The organism is Vibrio nitrifigilis, assembly GCF_015686695.1.
Lineage (GTDB): Bacteria > Pseudomonadota > Gammaproteobacteria > Enterobacterales > Vibrionaceae > Vibrio > Vibrio nitrifigilis.
Map to the genome: position 1 here is coordinate 1,014,304 of NZ_JADPMR010000001.1, position 23,885 is coordinate 1,038,188.

The 23,885-nt window shown below is 43.6% G+C and carries 20 protein-coding genes, 1 tRNA gene and 1 riboswitch; of the genes, 13 read left to right on the forward strand and 8 right to left on the reverse strand.

Annotated features, from left to right (window positions below; all coding sequences use genetic code 11):
- Positions 1 to 7 precede the first annotated feature (7 nt).
- The 5 genes from rsxD to I1A42_RS04615 all read right to left on the reverse strand — a co-directional run bounded on the left by rsxD (position 8) and on the right by I1A42_RS04615 (position 5,449).
- The gene (rsxD, locus tag I1A42_RS04595) at positions 8 to 1,054 is read right to left on the reverse strand and encodes an electron transport complex subunit RsxD (protein WP_161154823.1); all 1,047 of its coding nucleotides are present in this window, start codon (positions 1,052 to 1,054) and stop codon (positions 8 to 10) included.
- Positions 1,054 to 3,738: an electron transport complex subunit RsxC gene (gene rsxC, locus I1A42_RS04600; protein WP_196122779.1), complete on the reverse strand. Its 2,685-nt coding sequence runs from the start codon at positions 3,736 to 3,738 to the stop codon at positions 1,054 to 1,056. Before rsxC ends, rsxD begins: the two co-directional genes overlap by 1 nt.
- Positions 3,739 to 3,746: 8 nt before the next feature.
- Positions 3,747 to 4,331, reverse strand: a complete 585-nt coding sequence (gene rsxB, locus I1A42_RS04605; protein WP_161154827.1) for an electron transport complex subunit RsxB — start codon at positions 4,329 to 4,331, stop codon at positions 3,747 to 3,749.
- On the reverse strand, positions 4,331 to 4,912 hold the full coding sequence (gene rsxA / locus I1A42_RS04610; RefSeq protein WP_161154964.1) for an electron transport complex subunit RsxA: 582 nt from the start codon (positions 4,910 to 4,912) through the stop codon (positions 4,331 to 4,333). Before rsxA ends, rsxB begins: the two co-directional genes overlap by 1 nt.
- Positions 4,913 to 5,373: 461 nt before the next feature.
- A tRNA-Asn gene (locus tag I1A42_RS04615) sits at positions 5,374 to 5,449 on the reverse strand.
- A gap of 686 nt (positions 5,450 to 6,135) precedes the next feature.
- Between I1A42_RS04615 and uvrB the strand changes: the two genes are divergently transcribed.
- The 3 genes from uvrB (at position 6,136) to luxU (ending at position 10,203) form a co-directional block, all read left to right on the forward strand.
- On the forward strand, positions 6,136 to 8,166 hold the full coding sequence (gene uvrB / locus I1A42_RS04620; protein ID WP_196122780.1) for an excinuclease ABC subunit UvrB: 2,031 nt from the start codon (positions 6,136 to 6,138) through the stop codon (positions 8,164 to 8,166).
- A 282-nt stretch (positions 8,167 to 8,448) separates the two neighbouring features.
- Positions 8,449 to 9,858, forward strand: coding sequence for a quorum-sensing sigma-54 dependent transcriptional regulator LuxO (gene luxO / locus I1A42_RS04625; protein WP_196122781.1), 1,410 nt, complete (start codon positions 8,449 to 8,451; stop codon positions 9,856 to 9,858).
- Between the two features lie 6 nt (positions 9,859 to 9,864).
- Positions 9,865 to 10,203 carry a quorum-sensing phosphorelay protein LuxU gene (gene luxU, locus I1A42_RS04630; RefSeq protein ID WP_196122782.1) on the forward strand — a complete coding sequence of 113 codons (339 nt, stop codon included), beginning with the start codon at positions 9,865 to 9,867 and terminating at the stop codon, positions 10,201 to 10,203.
- On the opposite strand, the gene I1A42_RS04635 is transcribed toward luxU, so the two are convergent.
- Complete coding sequence (locus I1A42_RS04635; RefSeq protein ID WP_196122783.1) at positions 10,195 to 11,082, reverse strand: YvcK family protein; 888 nt, start codon at positions 11,080 to 11,082, stop codon at positions 10,195 to 10,197. The genes luxU and I1A42_RS04635 overlap by 9 nt on opposite strands.
- 179 nt (positions 11,083 to 11,261) lie before the next feature.
- Positions 11,262 to 11,401: riboswitch (molybdenum cofactor riboswitch) on the forward strand.
- Here I1A42_RS04635 and moaA point away from each other — a divergent pair.
- From moaA to udp, 8 genes are all read left to right on the forward strand, one after another.
- On the forward strand, positions 11,390 to 12,379 hold the full coding sequence (gene moaA / locus I1A42_RS04640) for a GTP 3',8-cyclase MoaA (protein WP_161154837.1): 990 nt from the start codon (positions 11,390 to 11,392) through the stop codon (positions 12,377 to 12,379). It overlaps the preceding riboswitch by 12 nt.
- Before the next feature lie 71 nt (positions 12,380 to 12,450).
- Entirely contained in the window at positions 12,451 to 12,957 is a 507-nt protein-coding gene (moaB, locus tag I1A42_RS04645; RefSeq protein WP_161154839.1) for a molybdenum cofactor biosynthesis protein B, read from the forward strand.
- A gap of 11 nt (positions 12,958 to 12,968) precedes the next feature.
- Complete coding sequence (gene moaC / locus I1A42_RS04650; RefSeq protein WP_161154841.1) at positions 12,969 to 13,448, forward strand: cyclic pyranopterin monophosphate synthase MoaC; 480 nt, start codon at positions 12,969 to 12,971, stop codon at positions 13,446 to 13,448.
- Complete coding sequence (gene moaD / locus I1A42_RS04655; RefSeq protein WP_196122784.1) at positions 13,445 to 13,690, forward strand: molybdopterin synthase sulfur carrier subunit; 246 nt, start codon at positions 13,445 to 13,447, stop codon at positions 13,688 to 13,690. Before moaC ends, moaD begins: the two co-directional genes overlap by 4 nt.
- Before the next feature lies 1 nt (position 13,691).
- The gene (gene moaE, locus I1A42_RS04660; protein WP_196122785.1) at positions 13,692 to 14,144 is read left to right on the forward strand and encodes a molybdopterin synthase catalytic subunit MoaE; all 453 of its coding nucleotides are present in this window, start codon (positions 13,692 to 13,694) and stop codon (positions 14,142 to 14,144) included.
- 302 nt (positions 14,145 to 14,446) lie between these two features.
- Positions 14,447 to 14,863: a CBS domain-containing protein gene (locus tag I1A42_RS04665; protein WP_161154847.1), complete on the forward strand. Its 417-nt coding sequence runs from the start codon at positions 14,447 to 14,449 to the stop codon at positions 14,861 to 14,863.
- Positions 14,864 to 15,265: 402 nt separating this feature from the next.
- Positions 15,266 to 17,569, forward strand: coding sequence for a zinc/cadmium/mercury/lead-transporting ATPase (locus tag I1A42_RS04670; RefSeq protein ID WP_196122786.1), 2,304 nt, complete (start codon positions 15,266 to 15,268; stop codon positions 17,567 to 17,569).
- 227 nt (positions 17,570 to 17,796) lie between these two features.
- The gene (gene udp, locus I1A42_RS04675) at positions 17,797 to 18,558 is read left to right on the forward strand and encodes a uridine phosphorylase (RefSeq protein ID WP_196122787.1); all 762 of its coding nucleotides are present in this window, start codon (positions 17,797 to 17,799) and stop codon (positions 18,556 to 18,558) included.
- 50 nt (positions 18,559 to 18,608) lie between these two features.
- Here the strand turns inward: udp and I1A42_RS04680 are convergent, their stop codons facing one another.
- Together I1A42_RS04680 and metG are read right to left on the reverse strand one after the other, a co-directional pair.
- The gene (locus I1A42_RS04680) at positions 18,609 to 19,415 is read right to left on the reverse strand and encodes a hypothetical protein (protein ID WP_161154853.1); all 807 of its coding nucleotides are present in this window, start codon (positions 19,413 to 19,415) and stop codon (positions 18,609 to 18,611) included.
- Between the two features lie 304 nt (positions 19,416 to 19,719).
- Positions 19,720 to 21,771 carry a methionine--tRNA ligase gene (metG, locus tag I1A42_RS04685; RefSeq protein ID WP_196122788.1) on the reverse strand — a complete coding sequence of 684 codons (2,052 nt, stop codon included), beginning with the start codon at positions 21,769 to 21,771 and terminating at the stop codon, positions 19,720 to 19,722.
- A gap of 155 nt (positions 21,772 to 21,926) precedes the next feature.
- Here metG and apbC point away from each other — a divergent pair, with 155 nt between their 5' ends.
- A complete protein-coding gene (gene apbC / locus I1A42_RS04690; RefSeq protein WP_196122789.1) occupies positions 21,927 to 23,000 on the forward strand; it encodes an iron-sulfur cluster carrier protein ApbC in 1,074 nt (357 codons plus the stop codon).
- Between the two features lie 186 nt (positions 23,001 to 23,186).
- The gene (gene udk, locus I1A42_RS04695; protein ID WP_161154859.1) at positions 23,187 to 23,828 is read left to right on the forward strand and encodes a uridine kinase; all 642 of its coding nucleotides are present in this window, start codon (positions 23,187 to 23,189) and stop codon (positions 23,826 to 23,828) included.
- The last annotated feature ends 57 nt before the right edge of the window (positions 23,829 to 23,885 follow it).

Consider the following 23,885-nt stretch of genomic DNA (forward strand, 5'->3'; position numbering starts at 1 on the left):
ATTATCCTTAGTGACCGTAGGCGCGAGGTTTAGTGTAGTAATCGATCAGTGGCACACTCATATTAGCAAGTAGTACAGCGAAAGCCACGCCGTCAGGAAATCCACCCCAGCTACGAATAATGACCACCATAGCGCCAATAAATGCGCCATAAATCAAACGGCCTTTATTGGTTGTTGATGCTGTCACTGGGTCAGTCGCAATAAAGAAGGCGCCAAGCATGGTTGCTCCAGACAATAAATGGATGATAGGAGAAGCGGTTGCTCCTCCTGTCGCTAAGGTGCATACCAATGCCGTTACCAATAATCCACCTAAATACGCCACTGGAATATGCCAGTTGATTACTCGAAGACGGAGCAATATTAATCCACCAAGCAAATAGGCGAGGTTGACCCATTCCCAACCAACCCCTGCAATACCATTAAATTGTGGTTTACTCATGATTTGTGGCAACGTTTCGCCAGCTTTCACGAACGTTTTAATGGTATCTAATGGTGTTGCCATTGTGGCACCATCTATTCCTGAACGTATTTGCTGCAGTGACAGCCCATCAATGGTATATCCAGTGAAAATGAGCGACGCTGAATCATGAAAAGAAACGGCTTCTGGTGCTAGCGGTAATGGAGCCATCCAGCTTGTCATTTGCACTGGGAATGAGATAAGCAGGACCACATAGCCAACCATGGCAGGGTTAAATGGATTTTGACCAAGGCCGCCGTAGAGTTGCTTACTGATCAAAATGGCAAATAGCAAGCCGATCACGATGATCCACCAAGGTGACATTGGAGGAATGGCAACGGCAAGTAACCAGGCTGTAACCAGTGCGCTGTAATCACCGATCGTTCTTTTAATTGGGCGGTGACGTAACTTCATTACACCGGCTTCGATTGAGAGCGCAACGATAATGCCGAACACTAATTGAATCAGCGTACCCCAACCAAAAAAGTATGTTTGTGCAATCAAACCCGGAACCGCACAGAGTGCGACCCATTTCATTATGTCTGATGTACTACGCTTCACATGAGTATGTGGTGAACTAGCTATAAAAAAGGCCACTAGTTGTTCTCCTCAGAATCATTCATGTCATTTTGCTCTTTTTGTACTTTACGCGCTTTGGCTCGGGCGATTGCAGCAGCAACGGCGGCTTTTTTGGGATCGTCTTGTCCAGACGTGTCATGTTCCTTAATGGATGCACGTTCTTGTTCCACCTTACGTGCCTTAGCTTTAGCCACAGCGGATGCTACTGCAGCGGTTTTTTCTTCTGCAGCGGTATCAGTCGTGTCTTCTGCAGATTCTGCTGCTATCTCATTCTCCCGGGCAGCTTTACGTGCTTTAGCACGAGCAATAGCGGCAGCCACAGCGGCTTTTTTCGGATCTGGCTCAGTATCGGCCTCGACTGATTCAGAGTCTGGCTGCACATCTGTTGCTTCAGCTTGTTGAGCGGCTTTGCGCGCTTTAGCGCGAGCAATCGCGGCAGCTACAGCGGCTTTTTTCGGATCTTGTGCAGCGTCAGGTTCGACTGATTCAGAGTCTGGGTGGACATCCGTTGATTCAGCTTGTTGAGCGGCTTTGCGTGCTTTAGCACGAGCAATCGCGGCAGTTACAGCGGCTTTTTTCGGATCTTGTGCAGCGTCAGGTTCGACTGATTCAGAGTCTGGCTGGACATCTGTTGCTTCAGCTTGTTGAGCGGCTTTGCGTGCTTTAGCACGAGCAATCGCGGCAGCCACAGCGGCTTTTTTCGGATCTTGCGCAGTGTCGGTCTCGACTGATTCAGAGTCTGGCTGGACATCTGTTGCTTCAGTTTGTTGAGCGGCTTTGCGCGCTTTAGCGCGAGCAATAGCGGCAGCCACAGCAGCTTTTTTCGGATCTTGCGCAGTGTCGGTCTCGACTGATTCAGAGTCTGGCTGCACATCTGTTGGTTCAGCTTGTTGAGCGGCTTTGCGTGCTTTAGCGCGAGCAATGGCAGCGGCAACCGCGTCCTTTTTACCATTGGAATCAGATTCTTCTTGCTGTGCAGGTTGTTCTTGGGCTGCTTTTGCTTTACGTTCTCTGGCTTGACGTTTACGCTCTTCACGTAATTTTGTCATTTCACTGTTATCAGGTTGCTCGGCACCATTTTGCATTGCTTCAGCCTGTTTAGCTTTTGCTTTTGCAATAGCAGCGGCAACCGCTGGTTTTACCTGAGGTTCATTGGCAGCTTGAGATTTCTGCGCTTTAACACGAGCAATCGCAGCCGCAACCGCATCATCACCTCCGCTAGATTTTGTCATTTCTGCTCGGCGGTTTTCGGCGGCTTTCTTAAAGCGATTTTCTCTTTCTGCTTTATCTCGCTCCATTCGTGCTTTTTTCTCTTCAAAGCGCTGTTTAGCCCGCTCTGCAGCTTCAGCTTCGATACGACGCGTCCGAATTTCCGCTTTAGCTTGTCGGTAGTATTGCACTAATGGAATGTCACTTGGACATACATAGGCACAAGCACCACACTCAATACAATCTTTTAAGTCAAGAGATTCACATTTCTCATACTCTTCTGCTTTGGCATGCCAATAAAGCTGCTGTGGGAGTAGAGAGGCAGGGCAGGCGTCGGCACAAGCACTACAGCGAATACAGGCTAGCTCTTCCTTGGCCGGAGAAATTTCTCGGCGAGTCGGTGCCAAAATACAGTTTGCAATTTTGGTAATTGGCACTTGAGCATGCGGCAGAGTAAAGCCCATGAGAGGGCCACCCATAATTAATCGAGGTAGCTTTTTATCTTCTTTGTACCCAAACTCATCTAACAAAGATTGGATTGGTGTGCCCAATAATGCCCAAACATTTTGCGGACGTTTAAAAGCTTTTCCGGTGAGGGTCACGACACGGCGAATGAGCGGTTCACCATCAATGATTGCGCGTTTAATCGCTTGAATCGTACCCACGTTCATGACCATCTGGCCAATATCCGATGAACGACCACCACTTGGCACTTCAAGGTTGGTTAGGATTTTAATGAGCTGTTTCGCACCGCCTGACGGGTATTTGGTAGGGACGACACGTATTACGATATTGTCGAAACCTTGAGCGGCTTTTTCTAATGCGGCCACCGCTTGAGGTTTGTTGTCCTCAATACCAATAATGGTCAACTTAGGTGCCAAAATATGCTCAACAATCTGAATACCAGAGATGATTTCATCTGCGTATTCACGCATTAAAGCGTCGTCGGCAGTAATGTAAGGTTCGCACTCAGCAGCATTAACAATCAATATGTCAATTTTGGATTGGCCCGATTCGATTTTTCGTGCCGTTGGAAATCCTGCGCCACCCATACCGGAAATACCGGCTTTACGCACCAGTTCAATTAAATCGAGTGGTGATTGATCGCGGTAATTAGGCTGAGGAAATAATTCAGTCCACTGCTCTGCAAAATCGGGTTGAATAACAATACAAGGCTCTGCTAACCCTGACGGATGAGCTACTGTGCGTGGTTCTATCGCAGTAATGATTCCTGAAGTCGGCGCGTGTACCGGTACTGTAAACGCAGTATTGCATCTGGTCAGAGGTTGACCTTTCAATACTTTCATGCCCGGTTCGACAAGTAAATCTCCGGCTCGCCCAATATGTTGCTTGAGTGGCAAGATCAACTCATCTGGAATTTTAGCTTCTGTTAGCGGTGTTTTTGTCGATTGTTTTTTATTCTCAGGTGGATGAATGCCTCCGGGAAAATCCCAGATTTTACCTGATTTAATTTGTTCGATTAATGACAACATACCCACCCTTACTTCACACTGCTCTGAGCGTGAGACTCAGTTTCGGTAACATTAACAACTGGAATCGCATTAAGCTGCCACTTCCAAGTATCGGGAGTCGCTTCAATGGGAATCATTTCGATGCAGTCGGTTGGACACGGAGCGACACAAAGATCGCAACCGGTACACTCGTCTTTGATAACGGTATGAACCGCTTTCGTGCCGCCAACAATCGCATCAACGGGGCAGGCTTGAATGCATTTTGTACAGCCGATACACATGTCTTCATGAATAAAAGCAACTTTTTTGACGTCTTCTAACTCATGGGCTGATTCTTGAACTTCCACGCCCATGAGGTCGGCCAGTTTTTCAATTGTGGCTTGACCACCAGGAGGGCACTTATTGATATTGTCACCATTGGCAATCGCCTCTGCATAAGGTCGGCAACCAGGATAACCACATTGGCCACATTGAGTTTGTGGCAAAATGGCATCAATTTGATCGACAATTGGATCCGCTTCAACTTTGAAGCGTACAGAAGCAAAACCGAGAATGGCACCAAATATGGCGGCAAGTACAGCAAGAGCTAATACCGCGATTAGTATTGTACTCATTACAGTTTCACCAGTCCGGTAAAGCCCATAAAGGCAAGTGACATTAACCCGGCTGTAATCATCGCAATAGATGCCCCTTTGAATGGAGCGGGAACGTCGGCAACGTTAATCCTTTCTCGCATCGATGCGAATAAGATCAGTACCAGAGAAAATCCTACAGCAGCGCCGAAACCATAGATAATCGATTCAACGAAGTTATGATTTTCATTGACATTGAGCAGAGCAACACCGAGAACCGCGCAGTTGGTGGTAATGAGTGGGAGAAAGATCCCTAGTAAGCGATAAAGCGTTGGACTCGTTTTGTGGACCACCATTTCTGTAAATTGCACGACAACTGCAATTACCAATATAAAGCTCATCGTCCGTAGGTAATCGATACCCAGTGGTCGTAAGATGTATGTCTCAACAAGATATGAACACACTGAAGCTAAGGTCAGGACAAACGTTGTTGCCAACCCCATACCAATCGCTGTTTCCAGCTTTTTCGACACGCCCATGAAAGGGCACAAGCCCAAGAATTTTACCAGTACAAAGTTGTTAACCAGTACAGTGCCAATTAACAACAACACATATTCGGTCATAGTTATTTTTGATTGATATTTTGATCTCGGCATTATCATGCTTTGTGAAGCCAATAACAACCAAGGAAAGTTAAGGTTTTAGGTATCTGAGTAAAAACTACACATTAAAGCCATGATAAGTGTGCAGATATTGAGAAAAAACAACACTTACTGATATAACACAAAAAAAGTACTGGCAATGAATAGGACTCAAAGGAGTCTCATAGCCATATTAAATATGTGGTTTTGGCAGTTTGGTTTTATTTCTATAAAGAATCGATGTGGGTAAGCAATCCCACATGAGTGTGAGTTTTACTCTCATGCTTAAAGTCTAACACATGGCGCCAATAAAAACCGTCAAATTGTGGTTTTACTCAATAGACACTATATCCAAGTAACGAATAAAACTCGCCCCTTGGGGCCCAGGTTACATTGCGGTAAATACAAAAAAGCCCAATCAAAAGATTGGGCTTTCTTAAATTTGGCTCCCCCTGCAAGACTTGAACTTGCGACATACGGATTAACAGTCCGCCGTTCTACCGACTGAACTAAGGGGGAATTGCTTAATGCGGAGCGCATCTTATCGACCAGTAAGTTAAGTGTCAAGCACTTAGCATTGAAAAAATGAAAGTTTTTCTAAACAAAAAAGCTTTACTTTTCTGTAAGCCTTATCCTGATTGAGCTAGATTTAGTTATCCACTAAATTTGTGGATAAGTGTGTGAATTAAATCTTAGTAATTATGTTTTTCTCAACAAGCGGTGTAAGTTATAACATTTCATGATGTTATTTTTATTGTTTAAGTGATTGTTTTTATGTTTAAAAATTAATTTATAAACAGAATTTTCTTTGTTGTATAAAAGCTCATTATAATGTCATGAAAATGTTAATTTTAGAAAAACTGGGGAAAAGCCGTGGATTAAATGTTGGGAGTTTTGAAGGGGAGTCCCGAGCGGGGCAGGGATAATAACAGAGTGAAGTAGAGGTTTCTACCCTCATGGTAATCTTTTTGTCGCTTTAACCATATTTTATGGGAGTGCAATGCATGATAAAGGCTTAACCGCCTTGTCCTTGACCAGTGAACATATAGAACGACACAGTATTGAAATCATTTGGACTACTGATTAAAGATAGACAACTTGTTGAGTATTGCAACGATGGGTTACGTTAAATAGTAACTTCTACTTGCCATAATAAAGGCCATACAGCGACAATAGATAAAGATAAATTAGAGAATGAGGACGTCATGAATAAGGTATTTGAGTTGGTATCTGACTATCAACCATCAGGCGATCAACCTGATGCAATCCAATCTCTTATTGAAGGAATTGATTCTGGCTTAGCACATCAAACTCTACTTGGTGTTACTGGCTCGGGAAAAACGTTTACCTTAGCCAATGTGATTGCTCAATCTCATCGGCCCGCTATTTTGTTAGCACCGAATAAAACGCTTGCTGCGCAGTTATATGGTGAAATGAAGAGTTTTTTTCCAAATAATGCGGTCGAGTATTTCGTTTCTTACTACGATTATTACCAGCCAGAGGCTTATGTGCCAACCACGGACACATTTATTGAAAAAGATGCCTCTGTTAACGCTCATATCGAACAAATGCGTCTTTCCGCAACTAAAGCTCTATTAGAGCGAAAAGATGCGATTATTGTCGCGTCGGTATCTGCTATTTATGGTTTGGGCGATCCTGATTCTTATTTGAAAATGATGCTGCATTTGCGTCGTGGTGATGTCATCAATCAACGAGACATGCTGCGTCGTTTAGCCGAACTACAATATTCGCGTAACGATGTGGGTTTTGAACGTGGTCAGTTCCGAGTTCGTGGTGAAGTTATTGATATATTCCCTGCTGAATCAGAGCAAGAAGCCGTCAGAGTTGAGATGTTTGACGATGAAGTCGACTGTATCAGCTTATTTGATCCGTTAACCGGCGTTGTTAACCAGAAAGATCTGCCGCGCTTTACCATCTACCCTAAAACTCACTACGTAACCCCTCGTGATCGTATTCTCGAAGCCATAGAAAAGATCAAAGTCGAACTTGAGTCACGTAAAAAATATTTATTAGACAATAATAAGCTACTAGAAGAGCAGCGTATTAGCCAACGTACTCAGTTTGATATTGAAATGATGAACGAACTAGGTTTTTGCTCTGGTATTGAAAACTACTCTCGCTATCTTAGCGGGAGAGCAGAGGGTGAGCCGCCACCAACCTTGTTTGATTATCTTCCTCATGATGGATTATTGATTATCGATGAGTCGCACGTCACCGTGCCACAGATAGGTGCGATGTATAAAGGTGACCGTTCAAGAAAAGAAACCTTAGTTGAGTATGGATTTCGTCTTCCTTCTGCTTTAGATAATCGTCCTTTGAAGTTTGAAGAGTTTGAAGCTTTAGCTCCACAGACTATTTTTGTTTCTGCCACTCCTGGTCATTATGAACTAGAAAAATCTGGTGGTGATGTTGTTGATCAGGTTGTGAGACCGACCGGCTTGCTTGATCCTGAACTTGAAGTTCGCCCAGTTGCAACGCAAGTGGATGATTTGCTCTCTGAGATTCGTATTAGGGCTGCAAAACAAGAGCGGGTACTAGTTACGACATTAACGAAGCGTATGGCAGAAGATTTGACAGAATATCTTCATGAACATGACGTAAAAGTGCGTTATTTGCACTCAGATATTGATACGGTAGAACGTGTTGAAATTATCCGTGATTTACGCCTTGGTGAGTTTGACGTTTTAGTTGGAATTAACTTATTACGAGAAGGCTTAGATATGCCAGAGGTGTCTTTGGTGGCTATTCTTGATGCAGATAAAGAAGGGTTTTTGCGTTCTGAACGTTCGCTAATTCAGACTATAGGGCGCGCAGCACGTAATATCAAAGGTAAAGCCATCCTCTATGGAGATTCGATTACTAAATCGATGAAAAAAGCGATGGATGAAACCAATCGTCGTCGCATTAAGCAGCAAGAATATAATGAGCAAAATGGTATTACCCCACAGGCTCTCAAACGCAATATCAAAGATATTATGGAATTGGGTGACGTGACTAAGTCTCGTAAGCAAAAATCTCAACGCCCAGTCCCATTAAACAAAGTTGCGGAGGAATCTGGAAGCTATGGCTCATTAACGCCTCAAGAGCTGGAAAAAGAAATTCAAAAACTCGAAACTAAGATGTACAAACATGCTCAAGACCTTGAATTTGAACTGGCTGCTCAAGTTCGTGATCAAATAGAACAGCTGCGTGCACAATTTATTGTGAACAGTTAGTACATTGAAATTTAGATAAAAAAATAGCCAATAGAAACACTCTATTGGCTGTAATACTGTGAACATATAATTCACTAACAACGTCAGTTGGCTAGGTGACCCGTTAGGGTCATAGTTAATAAAGCATATACCATGCCAACTTTTAAATTGGATTAAAGTCCCTAAATCCAATACTTTTTGGCTATATTTGGTCAAAAATGCATTTGAAATTTGCAAAATGCAATTCCTAATGCGATTATTATAAGCAAAATGCGAATAAGACATTCATGACTAGGCTAGGTTATGCAATTAGATTACCCAATTCAGAAAGCAAAATACTTGCTTATGGTTGAGGATACAGCATCAGTTGCGGCTTTATACCGTTCTTACTTATTACCGTTAGAGATTGATATTAACGTGGTGGGAACGGGTAAAGAGGCTATTGAGAGTATCGCTCAGCGAGAACCCGATCTCATTCTACTTGATTTACGTCTACCCGATATGACAGGGATGGATGTACTGCATGCTGTTAAACAGAAGCACCCTGACGTGCCTGTTGTCTTTATGACGGCCCACGGCTCAATCGATACGGCTGTGGAAGCAATGCGCCATGGCGCACAAGATTTCCTTATTAAGCCATGTGAAGCTGACCGTTTGCGTGTCACTGTGAATAATGCGATTCGCAAGGCAAGCAAACTTAAAAATGAAACCGATGACCCTGGCAATCAAAACTATCAGGGATTCATTGGTAGTAGCCAAAATATGCAAGCGGTTTATCGAACCATTGACTCTGCGGCCACAAGTAAAGCCAGTATTTTTATCACTGGTGAAAGTGGTACAGGTAAAGAAGTCTGTGCTGAAGCTGTACACGCAGCAAGCAAACGTGGTGATAAACCTTTTATTGCTATCAACTGTGCCGCAATTCCTAAAGACCTGATTGAAAGTGAACTATTTGGTCACGTAAAAGGGGCATTTACTGGCGCGGCGACTGATCGCCAAGGTGCTGCAGAGTTAGCGGATGGCGGTACACTCTTCCTTGATGAATTATGTGAAATGGATTTGGACTTACAGACCAAATTGTTGCGTTTTATTCAAACCGGTACATTTCAAAAAGTCGGTTCATCCAAAATGAAAAGCGTTGATGTCCGTTTTGTCTGCGCGACCAACCGTGATCCCTGGAAAGAAGTTCAAGAAGGCCGCTTTCGTGAAGATTTATATTACCGCCTTTATGTAATCCCTTTGCATTTACCCCCTCTACGAGAGCGGGGCGATGACGTCATTGAAATTGCTTACTCTTTACTTGGTTTCATGTCTAAGGAAGAAGGGAAAAGTTTTGTGCGGTTATCTGCCGATGTTGTGGAGCGTTTTAAACATTATGAATGGCCTGGTAATGTTCGCCAATTACAAAACGTATTGCGCAATGTTGTGGTACTCAATGAAGGTCGTGAGATAACAATCAATATGTTGCCGCCTCCATTGAATCAGCCTATCGAGCCAAGACCGAATGTTACCCTTTCGGCAAATTCAGACGCGACTTTTTCAGTGCACGATATTTTCCCTCTGTGGTTGACGGAAAAGCAGGCAATTGAAAAAGCGATTGAAGCGTGTGATGGCAATATTCCCAAAGCGGCAGGTTATTTAGATGTCAGTCCTTCTACTATTTATCGGAAATTGCAGAGTTGGAATGACAAGGTTAAAGAAAAGGAAAAGTAAGTATCTATGGAGCTGATGAATCAACATAAAATCGATGGGCTAGCTCAAGAGATAGGTCAAGAAAATGTCCCAGTCTTACTTGAGATTTTTCTAGGTGAATTGACCGGTTATCAGCAGCAGTTAACTGATGTAAGTCAGGCCGATAAACAAGAATGCCTCAAAGATATTAGCCATGCGTTGAAAAGTAGCGCAGCGAGTTTTGGCGCTGATAAACTCTGCGCTAAAGCAATTGAAATTGATGGGATGGTGAAATTGGCGTTAGAGTTTGACGTCAACGCTGAAACGGAAAATATCATAGCACTGATGGAAGAAACACATCAGTGCTATGAGCAGCTCTTACCTTAACTGCTCTTCGATTGCCAACTGAAGTTTTGCTCGATCGTGTCGCCATACTCGATTGGGCGAAGCTAGCTCTTTTGTGACACAATTCCAACGATCCGCTAACTCTGGGTGAGGTTGTTCGCCCAAAACGACATCAATTTGGCGTGCGTGACATGAACGCTCGCACCATTCTAGTTTTTGCTTTAACGACATTCGACTTGCGGGACCAAATTCAGGCGATAAGTTCTCGATGAACAAGAGTTTCGCACTAGCGTTCGTGGCAATAGCATTAGCGAGTTCGGGCAGCAATAAAGGTGGCATTACACTGGTTAAGAAACTACCAGGCCCAAGAATGATTGAATCAGCGTCTAAAATGGCCTGGGTGGCCTCTTTTGTCGCTGGCACTTCCGGTTCAAGGTCGAGCCGGATCAAGTCGCCTGTCATTTCATCAACGTTTGTTTCGCCGGTGACTTTTTCTCCTTTTGTGGAGAGTGCGGTTAGGTCGGAAGGGTGCTCTGACATGGGCAGAATATTCACATCAACCTTTAGCATGTTGCGGATCAAATTGATGGCTTCTAATGGACGGACAGATAGGTTATCCAGTGCTGTTAGCATCAGGTTTCCTAAATTGTGACCATTTAACTCTCCTGAACCTTTAAAGCGATATTCAAACATCATTGAGCTAATTGACGGTTCAGTAATCAATTGATTGATACAGTTGCGCATGTCGCCCCAAGCAATCCCGCCTTGGCATGAACGGATGCGACCTGTTGAGCCACCGTTATCGGTTGTGGTAACGATGCCTGTTGCATTAGGACCAAAATTTTTGAGTGCGGCGAGCACGCGTCCTAGGCCATGACCACCACCGATAGCGACTACTTTGTGACTAGTATGTAAGTCCATTGATTCTTCTTGGTTAACGAAGTTAAAAACAGCATTAGATTATTTTAACACCCCATGGGCTTTATAAAGAAAATCACACGGAAAGCAATATTTTTTGTCCTAGAGGGTGGAAAGACATACAAATATTAAGTATTTTAGCCCACATGCTGCTGAGTGTACGACTGTTCATGTTATGCACTCAGTTGCCATAGCTCCGAGCTTTGCTACCTAAGTCTAATCGTGGATAAGGTGGTAAAGCCAAGTGGCAATAATGCCACGAGGGCGTGATCAGAAATGATGAGGCCTCCCGTGTTTGGAAAGGTGTTTCGTGGCGCAACAATTTCATGATAATTATGAGCGTAAGTTCTATTACTTGCGCTTGTCTGTTACAGATGTCTGTAACTTTAAATGTACTTACTGCTTACCTGATGGTTATAAGCCTTCGGGGAGTCGTAACTCGTCTTTTTTAACGCTACCAGAGATAAAGCGTGTGGTTAGTGCGTTCGCTGCAAGTGGAACGTCTAAAGTACGTATTACTGGTGGTGAACCTAGCTTACGTAAAGATTTTACCGATATCATTGCAACGACAGCGCAAACGTCAGGTATTGAGAAAGTCGCGACGACGACCAACGGCTACCGAATGGAGAAGCACGTTGGTGAGTGGCGTGAGGCTGGGTTAACACATATCAATGTCAGCGTGGATAGTTTGGATCCGCGCATGTTTCATCAAATCACCGGACAAAATCGTTTCCATCAAGTCATGGCAGGAATTGACCGTGCATTTGAAGTAGGGTACGAGCAGGTCAAAGTTAACGTTGTATTGATGAAAAACCTCAATTACCAAGAATTGCCCCGTTTTCTTGATTGGATCAAACATCGGTCTATTCAGTTACGTTTTATCGAATTAATGCAAACTGGTGAAATGGATGACTTATTTCAAAATCATCATGTTTCGGGTACGTCGATTCGTAATCATTTGATTGCTAACGGATGGCTGTTAAAAGCCAAAGAGAAAAATGATGGTCCTGCCCAAGTGTATGTGCATCCTGATTACCAAGGTGAAATAGGGTTAATCATGCCTTATGAAAAGCATTTCTGCGAAACATGTAACCGACTACGTATCTCAGCATTGGGTAAATTGCATCTCTGCTTGTTTGGAGAAGAGGGCGTAGAGTTACGCGATCTTTTACAGACCGAAGACCAACAACCAGAGCTTATCGCACGTATTCAAGCGCATTTAAGAACAAAATCTGTTAGTCATTTTTTACACGATGGTCATACAGGCATGACGCCTCATTTGGCATCGATCGGCGGCTAACTCGCTCCAATTAACTGGTAAGCCAGCATGCGATAGGCTTGCCTTACATTTTATGCATTAGAGGTGAACTTATGGGTCACGCAGCAAGTGAATTTAAACCAGCAAATATTGCAGTGCTAACTGTTTCTGATACTCGTACTGAAGAAAATGATACGTCAGGTCACTACTTTGTTGAGCAGTTAAAAGAAGCGGGCCATCACTTGGCCGATAAGAAAATCGTGATTGACGATATGTACCAAATTCGTGCGATTTTGTCGCAGTGGATTGCCGATGAAAATGTTCAAGCGGTACTGATTACTGGTGGAACGGGTTTTACATCCCGAGATAGCACTCCGGAAGCTGTAAAACCTTTGTTTGATAAAGAAGTTGAAGGCTTTGGTGAACTGTTCCGTATGGTCTCTTATGAAGAAATTGGTACGTCAACGATTCAGTCACGTGCTGTTGCTGGATTTGCCAACCATACTGTGATTTTTGCTATGCCAGGTTCGACCGGTGCGTGTCGTACAGGTTGGACTAAAATCATTAAAGATCAATTGGATGCTACACACCGTCCATGTAATTTTATGCCACATCTGTAAGAGGTTACACCATGTCTGAGTTAACTCATATTAACGCTGCCGGTGAAGCCAATATGGTGGACGTCTCTGCAAAAGCGGAGACAGTACGTGAAGCTCGAGCAGAAGCCTATGTACAAATGTCTGCAGAGACATTAAATATGATCGTTTCTGGTCAGCATCATAAAGGTGATGTCTTCGCCACGGCTAGAATCGCTGGGATTCAAGCTGCGAAGAAAACATGGGATTTGATCCCTCTTTGCCATCCATTGCTGCTTTCTAAAGTTGAAGTGCAACTCGAAGCTCTAGTCGCTGAAAATAAAGTACGTATTGAATCTGTATGTAAATTGGCGGGTAAAACAGGGGTTGAGATGGAAGCTCTAACGGCAGCGTCAGTGGCCGCGTTGACTATCTATGACATGTGTAAAGCGGTGCAAAAAGACATGGTGATTGAGCACGTTCGGTTACTTGAAAAAACCGGTGGTAAGTCTGGACACTTTAAGGCGCACTCATGATAAACGTTTTATTTTTTGCCCAAACCCGCGAATTGATTGGCCTCGATTCAGTTACTGTAGAGCAACCATTCTCGACCGTTGATGAGTTGCGCGCTTATTTGGCGAGTCAACCTGGAAAATGGGAATTGGCCCTTGAGAGTGGTAAGTTGCTAGCGGCAGTTAATCAATCAATTGTTCCCATGGAATATTCGCTCAACGATGGTGATGAGGTCGCTTTCTTTCCACCTGTAACCGGAGGTTAATATGGACCTCAAAATCTCTGTTCAGCAAGAAGATTTTTCTTTGGCACAAGAATATGAACATCTTGCTTTAGGCACTGATGCTGGTGCCGTTGTCACTTTTGTCGGCAAAGTACGCGATATGAATTTGGGTGATAATGTTCAAGGCTTACATCTTGAACATTACCCAGGCATGACCGAAAAATCATTGACCTCAATAGCGGAACAGGCCGCTGAGCGTTGGCCAATACTTCGTGCGACGATCATTCATCGCATTGGTGATTTAGATATTGGTGATCAAATCGTTTTGGTAGGCGTTTCTAGCTCTCATCGAAGTGCTTCTTTTGCGGCTAGCGAATTTATAATGGACTACTTAAAAACAGAAGCGCCATTTTGGAAAAAAGAGCGAACCACGACAGATAATCGTTGGATTGACTCTCGCGAATCGGATAAAAAATCGGCTGAGCGTTGGAAGTAAAGCCATTTTGTAACGAATTATGAATAGAGAAAATCTATAGCACGATTTTTATGTAATAGTGAATCAGGCATATGCCTGCATAACCGATAAAAATTATTGTTAATGATTTTCTCTACTTACCCCTTTCTGATTAGTTAACCCCACTATTTTTCTCATTTCTAAACCTCTCATGACTGTTAGTCTTGAGCATCATAGGGTTCTCCTTTTGCAATAATTGGCTTTTTCTATTTAGTAATTTATCAAAAGTGGTTAACACTTAGGGAAAGAGCAACATACCGTTGCCGGTTGAGGAGAGTGCCAATATGGATTCCATTCAAGTTAGAGATTATATGACGCTGCATCCGGTTACCTTTACCCCGGAAATGCCTTTGACGGCCGCATTGGCAAAGTTGTTGCGTTCTGACAACCACGGTGGTCCGGTCATTGACGATAAGGAGCATGTTATTGGGTTTATTTCAGAGCAAGATTTATTGGATAAGTTGGTGAAGGCCAGCTATTTTTGTCATGATTCTCATGTAGTTGGTGAGTGTATGCGTGATGAAGTGTTGACGGTTTCTCCTGATATGACGATTATCGAATTGGCCGATCTAATGCAAGTGGGTAAACCCAAAGCGTATCCAGTCGTCGATAACGGAAAATTGTTGGGAATGATTTCACGCAGTGAAGTATTAAAAGCTTTAGGGAAAAATCTCGCATCCTGTTTCCAGCACCCTGTTTAATCATGGGGAATAACTTATCTAGCTATACGCAAGTAACCTCAAGATGCTGTTTCAGCGAGAATGTATTCGCTCTTAGGCAAGGCACTGATTTGAAGACATAGTCATTCTACGTTAAAAATCAGTAACACAGCCTAGGAGCGAATAAAACTCGCCCTTTGGGAGCTCATCAACAAACCTATTTCTGTGCTCAATCACGTTGAAAGGGAATGACCATTCCTGCCTTGATTGAGCTTGATCTAGGCTCGTTGATGAAGCTCTGAATCCTGCATCTTGAGGTCATTTGGGTATATTAAGCTCCTTTTTTACTTCTTTTCAATGTGATTGGGCCATATAAATAGCTTGACCTTAGAGTTAACTCCAAGCTGTATGCTTTAGGGAGTTAATTGATAAGGAGACTTATTTATGTGTTCTAAACATTCAGAATGTTGCTCTACTAAACATAGCCAACCTGCGCAGCGAAATGACTCATGCTGCCACTCTTCACCTAAGATACTATCGATTCGTCCTATGGGGACATCTAGTAGTGAATCTCATGTTGGCGCGACTTGCTCTACGGATTCCTTAGCAGGGGATAGTGGAGGCGACGAAGACCCTGTCCGGCATCTGGGAAAATATCAATCGAGTTGGCGTGTGGTGGGGATGGACTGTCCTTCTTGTGCAAGAAAAGTAGAAACTGCTGTTAATCAATTAACCGATATCATCTCTGCCAAGGTAGTTTTTAGCACTGAGAAGTTAGTTGTCGAGTACAACCAGCCAGCAACAGAGCAAGCCATTGAAAGCGTCGTCCAACGCACTGGTTACGATGTTCATAACTTAAATCAAGCCACTCACTCGCATAAGTCTGAGAATACGCCTTGGTATCGTCAGCGCGATACACAACAAATCATAGTGATAGGCATTGGTATTTTATTTGGTGCTTTAATAGGAAACTGGCATAGAGAATTAGGACAGTGGGTTGATGTTATCGTTTGTATCGCGGGGTTATTGCCGATAGCAAAAAGTGCGTTGAGAGGTGCGCAATCGGGTTCTCCGTTTACGATAGAAACACTGATGACAGTAGCATGCCTCGGTGCTTTATATCTCGGTGCATACACAGAAGCTGCGATGGTTATTTTTCTCTTCTTAATAGGGGAACGTCTTGAAGGACTTGCAGCAGAAAAGGCTCGTAGTGGTGTTCAATCTTTAATGAAATTATTGCCAGAACAAGCAACAAAAATTATCGATGGGCAACGCATTAACGTAGATGTGGCAAGTTTAAACCTTGGTGATGTGATTGAAGTTTCTCCTGGAGGTCGTTTACCTGCGGATGGCATTTTATTGACAACGGCTGCCGCGATTGATGAAAGTGCGTTAACCGGCGAATCTGTTCCGGCAGAGCGCCAGCAAGGTGAGTCGCTATCGGCTGGTGGGGTCGTCGTCGATCGGGTCATTCAGGTACGTGTCACCTCTCGCCAAGGGGAAAATGCCATCGATCGTATTCTGCATATGATTGAAGACGCAGAATCACGTAAGGCACCTTTGGAGCGATTTCTTGATAAATTCAGCCGTTGGTATACACCGATGATGATGGGAGTTGCCTTAGCGGTGGTTTTGATTCCGCCACTTATATTCTCTCAACCGTGGGATACATGGCTCTATCGAGGTTTGGCGACGTTATTGATAGCTTGCCCATGTGCGCTCGTGATTTCAACGCCTGCCGCGATAACCTCTGGGTTAGCAACGGCGGCTCGGTATGGTGCACTGATTAAAGGTGGTGCTGCACTCGAACAATTGGGACGAATTAAAACGATTGCGTTTGATAAAACGGGAACGTTAACCCAAGGCCAACCTCAAGTGACTGACGTTATAACATTGGGGAACGAAACTGAGGAAAAAATATTGCAGTATGCCGCTGCAGTAGAACAAGGCTCTGTTCACCCTTTAGCCAAGGCATTAGTTAATTACGTTGAAGGCCAGAAAATACCACTCCCTGAGGCTAACAATAAAAGCGCTCAAGCGGGGAAAGGGGTATCTGGTGTTGTTAATGGGCAAAAGGTACAGCTCCTCGCCCCTCGCCATAGTCATTTAGTGGATGAACATGCTCAATCCATCGTTGAACGGCTGGAGTTACAAGGTAAAACCGTTGTGTATCTTCAAATAGCGTCTGAGGTTGTAGGGATCATATCCTGGCAAGATCAGTTGCGTGACGATGCGCAAAAGGCGGTGCACAAGTTAACGTCAATGGGCATTTCAAGCGTGATGCTGACGGGTGACAATCAACGTTGCGCAGCGGGAATGGCCGAGCAATTGAATCTAGAGTATCAAGCGCAATTGTTGCCAGCAGATAAAGTGGATTGGGTAAGAAATATGGCACAACAAGGCCATGTAGCGATGGTAGGTGATGGTATTAATGATGCGCCAGCGATGAAATCTGCCAGTGTAGCCATCGCGATGGGGGAAGGCAGTGATGTTGCACTAGAGACGGCAGATGCGGCTTTAACGCACAATCGATTATCCGGTATTCCTACTATGATTGCTTTATCTCAAGCAACATTGGCTAACATCAGGCAAAACATTACCTTAGCTTTGGGATTGAAGGCGATTTTTCTCGTAACGAGTTTGTGCGGTATTACCGGCTTGTGGTTAGCGGTATTAGCTGACAGCGGAGCGACTGCATTAGTGACGTTGAATGCATTGCGTTTACTGCGTTTTAAAGCAGACGACTAAGGCTTGCGATTCATGACTATACTCAAAAGCACAGTGCTTACTGTGCTTTTATTTTTGTCTTTACCAATGAATTAGTGTGATATTTATCACATTAGTGTGTAAATATAAAAATTGTTGCTTTTATTTTTGTGATAATCATCGGTTTTTAAAAATGATGGGTCGGATACAGTTATCTGGTACCCAAAAAAATCAGAGCTAAAAACAAGCCGTAATAAGGAGTATTTTTTATGACTCAAGCTGTATTCCATTTAGGTGTCACAAAAGAAGATTTACAAGATGCAACACTTGCGATCATTCCTGGTGATCCTGCTCGTGTAGAAAAAATTGCTAACTTACTCGAGAACCCTCAATTTCTAGCAAGTCAACGTGAATACACACTGTATCGTGGCCAACTAGACGGTCAATCGGTTGTTGTCTGTTCTACTGGTATTGGTGGACCATCAACGTCGATCGCTGTGGAAGAATTAGCGCAACTGGGTGTACGAACATTCCTTCGCGTCGGTACCACTGGCGCAATTCAACCACACGTTAATGTGGGTGATATGATTGTAACGACAGGTTCTGTTCGCCTAGATGGCGCAAGTCTGCACTTTGCTCCAATGGAATTTCCAGCCGTTGCTGATTTTGATGTAGCCACTGCAATGAAGAAAGCCGCAGTAACGAGTGGTGCAAATGTTCATACCGGTGTAACAGCATCCAGTGATACGTTCTATCCAGGGCAAGAGCGTTATGACACGTTTACTGGTCGAGTAGTCCGTCGTTTTCAAGGCTCAATGAAAGAGTGGCAAGAAATGGGCGTATTAAACTTTGAGATGGAATCGGCAACCTTACTGACTATGTGCGCCAGTTCTGGTCTGAAAGCTGGGTGTGTGGCCGGCGTTATTATCAACCGTACACAAAAAGAAACCCCTGACCATGAAACACTGAAATTGGCAGAAACTCGTGCAATTCAAGTGGTGGTGGATGCAGCGCGCGAATTACTCGCTTAATTCATTAATGACAGAGAAAGGCTTGGTTTACCAAGCCTTTTTTGATTGCCTTATGCTAAAACTAATTTAGGCAGGGGAATATATAAGGTTTCGATCAGTTCGCTGAGCATATGGTCATATACTTGCGCGATCGCCAGAGATAAAGCTGTCGTCACAGCGTAGAGTTCTTCTGCTGAAGGTAAAGGAGAGTTCTGGTGTTCGAATGTGAGGAGTTGTCGCAGCGCCTTGGCACAATGTGGTGAGGCGATGGTTAGACTGCTGATCATCGAGAGTTGAGTGACTTTTCGGTAAACCGACCCAGCGTTTAGAAAAAAGCGCTTTTTGTCATTGGGTTTTTCCAATACATCAATGGTGATGCGTAATTGAGTTAAGGCATCCATTGCATCAATTACTTGTTGCCAGTTAATGTGGTACTCATCTGAAAGATCTTCCCTTCCAGCCTCTAATAGCCATGCCAAGATCACTTCATCAAGTAGGAACATACAGTGCCTAATCGCTCGCCCATGCAACATTTGATTACGAGCAACAGAGCGGTCTTGCCAATCTTGAGTTAGCACTTCAAGTTTACGCTGCAAAATACGATACATCGGCTTAGTATCAAGGTTTGCAATATGAATCAAATGAGTGACATGTTGCTGCAGTTGGTGCTCTAGTTCTAACGCTTGATCGTGGTTGTTTTCACCAAACATCAGTTGATGGTGAGTTGCGCTGCGGTGTTGTCGACAAATCGAGAGCACCTCACGTAATTCAACGAGTAATTCATATTTACGTTGTGACACGTTCTCACGTTGTTTGGCATAGAGATACATCAAGCCTAAAATCGCGAGAGAAATAGCCATGGCTAAAAGCACAAACATATAAGAGCAAACTCCTGTAACTTATATCGGGAGTGGGCTGTGTGATACTTCATCAGTACCGACAACGCACAGCATCTGATAATCAATAAGCAGTCTTAATGCCAACTTTATTTATATTATTATTCAGCAAGTTATTTTTTACCTGTTGAATGCTTGCACTAATCTGGTGCTAGTTTGCCTTTAAATGAACGTATTTGCATAAAATTTGATATAAAAAACGCCGTGATTAATACGTTAATCACGGCGTTTAATAGGTGTTCTATCAATCGTAAATGGTAATGATTGACGTAACGGCAATCGTCGATTACATGACGCGCATGCCAGGTTGAGCGCCTTCGTGTGGTTCAAGAATCCACAATTGGTCGCCACCAGGGCCAGCTGCGAGAATCATGCCTTCAGACATACCAAACTTCATCTTACGAGGTTTCAGGTTTGCCACCATCACAGTGTATTTACCCACTAAGTCTTCTGGTTTGTATGCTGCTTTGATACCAGAGAATACTTGGCGAGTTTCGCCACCTATATCCAATTGGAATTTAAGCAGTTTATTTGCTTTAGGCACTTCTTCACAAGAGATGATTTTAGCGATACGCATATCCACTTTAGCAAAATCATCAAACTCGATTTCGTCAGCAACTGGATCTTTGTCCAATTCTGTTTGTTGTGCTTTTGGTGCCGCCGCTTCAATTTTTGCTTTTTCTTCAGCTGCTTCTTTCTTAGATGCTTCAATCATCTCTTCGACGTGTTTAGGATCGATACGATTGAATAGCGCTTTGAACTTACTGATTTCATGGCCAGTAAGTGGCGCTGCAATACCTTCCCAAGTGAGTTCTTGGTTTAGGAATGCTTCAGAGCGAGCAGCGAGTGAAGGCATTACTGGTTTCAAGTAAGTCATTAATACGCGGAATAGGTTAATGCCGACAGTACAAATGTCTTGCAGATCTTGATCACGACCTTCTTCTTTCGCCACAACCCAAGGTGCTTTCTCATCTACGTATTGGTTTGCTTTGTCTGCCAATGCTGTGATTTCACGAATAGCACGACCAAATTCACGTGTTTCGTAAAGGTTTGCAATACTCTCTGCTGCATCGGCAAACTCTTGGTATAGAGCGGGCTCTGTAAATTGAGTGGATAGTTGACCTTCAAAACGTTTAGTGATGAAGCCTGCGTTACGAGACGCTAGGTTCACGATCTTGTTGACTACGTCTGCGTTTACACGCTGTGTGAAGTCTTCAAGGTTTAGGTCTAAGTCATCGATACGGCTATTGAGTTTCGCCGCGTAGTAGTAACGCAGACACTCAGGATCTAAGTGTTTTAGGTATGTACTTGCTTTAACGAAAGTCCCTTTTGATTTCGACATTTTCGCGCCGTTAACCGTTACGTAACCGTGCACGAATACGTTGTTTGGTTTACGGTAACCAGCGCCGTCTAGCATGGCTGGCCAGAACAAGCTGTGGAAGTAAACGATGTCTTTACCGATGAAGTGGTAAAGCTCTGCTGAGCTGTCTTTGTTCCAGTATTCAGCGAAGTCTAGGTTGTCACGTTTGTCACATAGGTTTTTGAATGACCCCATGTAACCGATAGGTGCATCTAGCCAAACGTAGAAGAATTTGTTTTTCTCGCCAGGGATTTCAAAGCCGAAGTAAGGTGCATCACGTGAGATATCCCACTGTTGCAGGCCTGACTCAAACCACTCTTGCATTTTGTTCGCCGTTTCTGTTTGCAGCGAACCAGAGCGGGTCCACTCTTTCAACATGCTCTCAAATTGAGGTAAGTCGAAGAAAAAGTGTTCAGAATCTTTAAGGACAGGTGTTGCACCAGATACTGCTGAACGAGGATTGATCAGATCAGTTGGGCTATAAGTTTCACCACATACGTCACAGTTGTCGCCGTATTGGTCTTCTGCTTTACATTTAGGACAAGTGCCTTTTACAAAGCGGTCAGGCAAGAACATCTCTTTCTCAGGGTCGAACAATTGAGAAATTGTGCGGCTAGAGATAAAGCCATTTTTTTTCAGCTCAAGATAAATGTGTGATGCGAGCTCACGGTTTTCATCGCTATGGGTGCTGTGATAGTTATCAAAGCTGATGTCGAAACCGGCGAAGTCTTTTTGATGTTCCTCGCTCACACCTGCGATCATCTCTTCTGGCGTGATACCCATCTGTTGCGCTTTAAGCATAATTGGCGTGCCGTGAGCATCGTCTGCACAGATGAAGTTAATAGTGTTGCCACGTAGTCGTTGGTAACGTACCCAAATATCCGCTTGGATATGCTCAAGCATATGACCCAAGTGAATAGAACCGTTAGCGTACGGAAGGGCACAAGTTACCAAAATTTTTCTTGGTTCAGTTGCCATACTTAATAATTCGCTTTCTTGATAGGTATAAAAAGATTGGTCGTTAATACTACCTTATGATGCCTGTAACGCCAAGGTGAACGGGGGAATATCTTAATTTTTCAGGCTTCTTTCTCAAGAGATTGAATGATAGCATACGCCAAAAAGGAGGACTTATGCATTCGTTGACGTCCAAGCACGACTTTTGCGCGTGGCTAAATCAATTTTCTCACCCTAATTTAATTACTGATTGGGCTTTACAGCCTAATTTGGTTTCTCTTTCTGATGCCGGTGTTTACCAGATTACTTTCCCTTTTGCTGCTCAGAGTATTATCCGTGAATTGCAAGACTGGATTGAAACTCAGCGACAAAACGGAGAGGTATCATCGTTCGAATACACAGTGTCTGTATCGCCAAAGCCACTTGAAACTCATGTTGGTAAATCCATTGCGGGTGTGAAAAACATCATCGCAGTCACGTCTGCAAAAGGTGGGGTGGGTAAATCAACAACCGCCGTTAACCTAGCCTTAGCGCTCTCTCAGTTAGGTGCTAACGTTGGGTTACTTGATGCCGATGTGTATGGCCCGTCTGTACCGCTGATGTTGGGTACAACCGATGCTAAGCCAGAAGTGATTGATGATAAATGGATGAAACCGATTAAGGTTCACGGTATTCACACTCATTCAATAGGTTATTTGGTTGATAAACAAGAAGCGGCAATTTGGCGTGGTCCGATGGCATCTAAAGCGTTAGAGCAGCTATTGAATGAAACCAAGTGGCCAGAACTCGATTATATGGTAATTGATATGCCGCCAGGTACTGGTGATATACAGCTGACATTAGCTCAGCAAATCCCTGTTACCGGCTCTGTGATTGTGACAACCCCTCAGGATCTGGCTTTGGCCGATGCTCGTAAGGGCGCTGCGATGTTTGAAAAAGTGGATGTTCCGGTCGTCGGGCTCATTGAAAATATGAGTTACCACATTTGTTCGAATTGCGGTGCGAAGGAATTTATTTTTGGTACGGGGGGCGCGCAACAATTAGCTGGGGAATATGGCCTTGCTTTGTTAGCGCAGATTCCGCTGCATATCGCAATGCGTGAGGATATTGATGCGGGTATCCCGACCGTAGCTCGTCGTCCTGACAGTGAACATGCTGGGTATTATTTGGATCTTGCGGAGCGCATTAGCTCAACACTCTATTGGCAAGGGAAAGTAAAACCTGAGGCGATTGATATAAAACTGGTTTAATTATACCGCAGCAGGCTCTAAATAAAAGCAGAGTGAATGTAATCGTTTACTCTGCTTTTTGTTTAATCAAACAGTCAGAAATAAAGGGAATTTCCCTTAATCCTAGCTGGTATCTCTGCAATGAACTCCCTATAATCAGGCGGTTTACCTTAATTCCTCACATTTACACGTATCGGGTGCAAATACATGTCTGATAATAATCAATGCGTCATCATCGGAATCGCTGGCGCTTCCGCTTCTGGAAAAAGCCTTATCGCGAGTACTATTTATAAGGAACTTCGCGCTAAAGTTGGCGATCATCAAATTGGGGTGATTACGGAAGATTGCTATTACAAAGATCAGAGCCATCTAAGCATGGAAGAGCGTGTAAAAACCAATTATGACCATCCAAATGCGTTGGATCATGATTTGTTGTGTGATCATCTAGAGCAACTACTGCGTGGCGAAGCCGTTGATGTTCCAGAATACAGCTATAAAGATCATACTCGTACAGCTAATACCACTCAGCTGACCCCTAAAAAAGTCATCATTCTGGAAGGTATTCTTCTGCTAACGGAACCACGTCTACGTAAGTTAATGCATGCTAGTGTCTTTATGGATACACCACTAGATATCTGTCTTTTACGTCGTCTGAAACGTGATGTAGAGGAACGTGGCCGTACTATGGAATCTGTTTTGGTTCAGTATCAAAAAACAGTACGTCCAATGTTTTTACAATTTATTGAACCGTCGAAACAACATGCCGATATCATTGTGCCTCGTGGCGGTAAAAACCGAATCGCGATTGATGTTTTAAAAGCTCATATTTCTAAGTTACTTAAATCATAAAATTGACTCAGAAATAGCAAAAACCTGTGATATTTTCATAAGATTAAGTGGCACATA